We start from the raw sequence: 4,566 nt of genomic DNA on the forward strand, positions 1-4,566 counted from the left end.
GGTTGGCCTTGACCAGTTCGGTGCCGGAGTGGCCGAGCACGGCGGCGGTGTGCGTGCGTACGAGCTCGGTCAGGTGGCGGTCCTGCTCGGCGCGGGGCAGCGTCAGCAGGTGCTGCCGCAGCCCGCCGCCGACGGTCCCCTCCGGTTCCGCGTCGACCACGCGCAGAGCGTCGCGCGCCTCGGCGATGTCGTCGAGCAGGGGGCGGGCGCGGGCGGCGGCGAACGCCGGGGTGAACAGGGACCAGTCGACGTCCGCCACGGTCACCGCCGGCCCGGCCCGGCCGACGGCGCTGCGCAGCGCGTACACGGCCTGGGCCGGCGACATGGGGCTGAGGCCACGGCGGGCCAGCAGTTCCTGCCCCTCGCCGCTGGCCATGCCGCCGTCGGCCCAGGGGCCCCACGCCACCGCGGTGGCGGTCAGGCCGCGGGCGCGGCGCCGCTCGGCGAGGGCGTCGAGGAAGGCGTTGCCGGCGGCGTACGCGGCCTGGCCGCCGCTGCCCCAGATGCCGGCGATGGAGGAGAACAGCACGAACGCGTCGAGCGGTCGGTCGCCCAGCAGCTCGTCCAGGTGCACGGCGCCGGCGATCTTGCCGTCGAGCACCCCGGCCAGGCCGGCGAGGTCGGTGTCGACGAGCAAGTTCAGCTGGCCCACCCCGGCGGCGTGCACCACCGCGGTCAGGGGCGCCGGGTCGGCGTCGACGTCGCGCAGCAGCGCCTCGACGCGGGCGCGGTCGGCCATGTCGGCGGCGACCAGGCTCACCCGGGCGCCGAGCGCGGTCAGTTCGTCGCGCAGCTCGGCCGCCCCGGGGGCGTGCTCGCCGCGGCGGCTGGTCAGCACGAGGTGCTCGGCGCCGTTGGCCGCCGCCCAGCGGGCCACGTGCGCGCCGAGCGCCCCGGTGCCGCCGGTGACGAGGACGGTGCCGGACGGCTGCCAGCGGTCGACGGTGCCGACGGCCGCCGGCGTGGCGCGCACCAGGCGCCGCACGAAGACGCCGGAGGGCCGCACGGCAACCTGGTCCTCGTGGCCGCCCCCGGTCAGGACGCCCACCGCGTGGTCCCAGTCGCCGCGCCCGGGCGCGTCCGGCAGGTCGACCAGGCCGCCCCAGAGCTGCGGGTGTTCCAGCCCGGCGACCCGGGCCAGGCCCCACAGCCCGCCCTGGGCGACGCTGCGCACCGGGTCGGTGTCGCCGGTGCCGACAGCGCCCCGCGTGAGCATCCACAGTGGTGTCGCGACGTCGGCGGCGTGCAGGGCCTGCACCAGCGTCATCGTGGCGGCCGTGCCGAGCGGCACCGCCGGCTGGCCGGGGTGGGGTCGCTCCAGCAGGCCCAGCAGGGAGACGATCCCGGTGAACGGGGTGTCCCCCGCGGCGCCGGCCAGCCGCGACGTCACCTGGTCGCGCTCGGCGAGCGGGTCCACCGCCAGCCGGGACACCTCGCCGCCGGCGGCGCTCAGCGCCCCCGCGAGCGCCCCGGCCCACTCGGTCGTGGCGGCGTCGTCGGCGGGCTCCACGAGCAGCCAGCGTCCCGGCGGGGTGAGCGGTGCGGGGACGGTGGTCCGCTTCCACACCACCCGGTACGACCAGCTGTCGACTACGGCGTCCCGCAGCCGCGCCTTGCGCCAGGACGACAGGACCGGCAGGGCCGGGGCCAGGACGCCCGCCCCGTCGGTGCCGAACTGCGCGGCGAGGGCCGCCACGTCGGAGCGCTCGACGGCCGACCAGAACTCGACGTCCACCACGTCCGGGCTGACCGGGCCGGTGGCCGAGGCCGGCATCTGCTCGGGCCAGTAGCGCTGCCGCTGGAACGCGTACGTGGGCAGGGCGACCGGGGTCGCTCCGGCGCCGGCGTAGAGGGCCGCCCAGTCGACGGGTACCCCGTTGACGTGCAGCTCGGAGAGGCCGGCGAGCAGGGCCCGCGCCTCGGGGCGGTCGGCGCGCTGCGCGGCGACGGCCAGCACCCCGTCGTCGGCGGGCAGGATGTCGCCGACCATCGCGGTCAGGACGCTGCGCGGGCCGATCTCCAGGAACGTGTCCACCCCGGCGGCGCGCAGCGCGGCGACCCCGTCGGCGAAACGCACAGCCTCCCGCACGTGCCGCACCCAGTAGTCGGGACTACGGATCTCGTCGACGTCAGCCGGCGCACCGGTCACGTTCGATACGACCGGCAACGCCGGCGCCTCGAACGTCAACCCCTCCAGGACCACCCGGAACTCGTCCAGCATCGGCTCCATCAACGGGCTGTGGAACGCATGACTCACCGACAACCGGCGCGTACGCACACCCCGCCCACGCCAGACCCGCTCCACCTCGTCGAGCGCCTCCACCGCACCGGAGACCACCACCGACGTCGGCCCGTTGACAGCCGCGACCCCCACACCGGTCAAGCCGTCCAGCGTCGCCAGCACATCGGCCTCGGCCGCCGCGACGGCCACCATCCCACCACCGGCCGGCAACGCCTGCATCAACCGGCCCCGCGCCGCCACCAACACACACGCATCCGCCAGCGACAACACCCCCGCCACATGCGCGGCCGTGACCTCGCCGATCGAGTGACCGCCGACCAGGTCGGGGGCGACGCCGAACGACTCCACCAGGCGGAACAACGCCACCTCGACCGCGAACAGACCCGCCTGCGTGAACACCGTCCGGTCCAGCAGCTCCGCCTCGGCGGAACCCTCGGGTGCGAACAGCACCTCCTTGAGTGGGCGCGGCAACAGCGCGTCGAGCTGTGCGCACACCTCGTCCAGCGCGGCGGCGAAGACCGGGAACTCCGCGTACAACTCCCGGCCCATGCCGGCACGCTGCGCGCCCTGACCGGAGAAGAGCACCGCGAGCGGACCCCGGTCGGCGGCCTGCCCGGCGACCAGCGCGCCGGACGGCTGGCCGGCGGCGAGGGCGCGCAGCCCGGCCAGCAGCTCCTCGCGGTCGGTGGCGGTGAGCACCGCGCGGTGCTCCAGCGCGGAGCGTGACACGACCGACGACCAGCCGACGTCCACGGTGCGCAGGGCCTCGTCGTCCTCCAGCCACCGGGCCCAGCGACCCGCCTGCGCGCTGAGCGCTGCCTCGGAGCGGGCGGAGAGCAGCACGGGCACCGCCGGCAGGGCGACGGTCGGGGCCGGCCCGGTGTCGGCGGGGTCGGCGGGGTCCGGGGCGGGCGGTTCCTCGATGATGGTGTGCGCGTTCGTGCCGGAGATCCCGAACGACGACACGGCCGCCCGGCGGGGACGGTCGGTCGCGGGCCACGGCGTCGCCTCGGTCACCAGCGACACCTCGCCGGCCGACCAGTCCACCTTCGGCGTCGGCTCGTCGACGTGCAGGGTGGACGGCACGAGCCCGTGCCGCATCGCCATCACCATCTTGATCACACCGGCCACACCGGCGGCCGACTGGCTGTGGCCGATGTTCGACTTGATCGAGCCGAGCAGCAGCGGCCGGTCAGCGGGGCGGCCCTGGCCGTACGTGGCCAGCAGGGCCTGCGCCTCGATCGGGTCACCGAGGACGGTGCCGGTGCCGTGCGCCTCGACGGCGTCCACGTCGGCCGTGGTCAGCCGCGCGTTCGCGAGGGCCTGCCGGATCACCCGCTGCTGGGCCGGCCCGTTGGGTGCGGTGAGACCGTTGGACGCGCCGTCCTGGTTGACGGCGCTGCCGCGGATCACGGCGAGGATCGGGTGCCCCTTGCGCTGCGCGTCCGACAGCCGCTCCACCAGCAGGATGCCGACGCCCTCGGACCAGCCGGTGCCGTCGGCGGCGGCGGCGAACGACTTGCAGCGGCCGTCCGGGGCGAGCCCTCGCTGCCGGGAGAAGCCCACGAACGGGCCGGGGGTGGCCATGACGCACACGCCGCCGGCCAGGGCCAGGTCGAAGTCGCCCTGCCGCAGCGCCTGGCACGCCAGGTGCAGGGCGACCAGCGACGACGAGCAGGCGGTGTCCACGGTGACCGCGGGGCCCTCCAGGCCGAGGGCGTACGCGATCCGCCCGGAGACGACGCTGGTGGCCGTACCGGTCAGCAGGTAGCCCTCGTCGGCGCCCTCGGCCTCGCTCTGCGGGCCCATGCCGTAGCCGTTGGCGGCGGTGCCGACGAAGACGCCGACCTTCTGCCCCCGCATCGAGGCGGGTGCGACGCCGGCGTGCTCGAACGCCTCCCACGACGTCTCCAGCAGCAGCCGCTGCTGGGGGTCCATCGCCACGGCCTCGCGCGGCGAGATGCCGAAGAACTCCGCGTCGAAGTCGGCCGCGTCGTAGAGGAAGCCGCCCTCGCGGGTGGTGGAGCGGCCGGCCCGGTCGGCGTCCGGGTCGTACAGGTTGTCCAGGTCCCAGCCCCGGTCCGTCGGGAAGCCGCCGATCGCGTCGCCGCCGGAGGCCACCAGGTCCCAGAGCTGCTCGGGGCTGGCGACGCCACCCGGATAGCGGCAGGACATCGCGACGATGGCGATCGGCTCCCTGGCGGCGGCGGTCAGCTGCTGGTTGAGCTGACGGAGGCGGCCCGTCTCCTTGAGCGACGCGCGAAGCGCCTCGACGACCTTGTCTGCGGACGTAGACATCATGAGCTCCGTACTGGGGACAACGG

At 75.7% G+C, this 4,566-nt stretch carries 1 protein-coding gene (running past one end of the window); it reads right to left on the minus strand.

The genetic code is table 11. The features are described from left to right. Positions 1–4,540 carry the beginning of a type I polyketide synthase gene (locus tag J3R08_RS20620; protein ID WP_209962521.1) on the minus strand. It extends 25,277 nt beyond the left edge of the window, so only the first 4,540 of its 29,817 coding nucleotides appear in the window; it begins with the start codon at positions 4,538–4,540; the stop codon falls past the left edge of the window. Positions 4,541–4,566 lie beyond the last annotated feature (26 nt).

This window comes from Micromonospora sp. HB375, from assembly GCF_017872985.1.
Taxonomy (GTDB): domain Bacteria; phylum Actinomycetota; class Actinomycetes; order Mycobacteriales; family Micromonosporaceae; genus Micromonospora; species Micromonospora chalcea.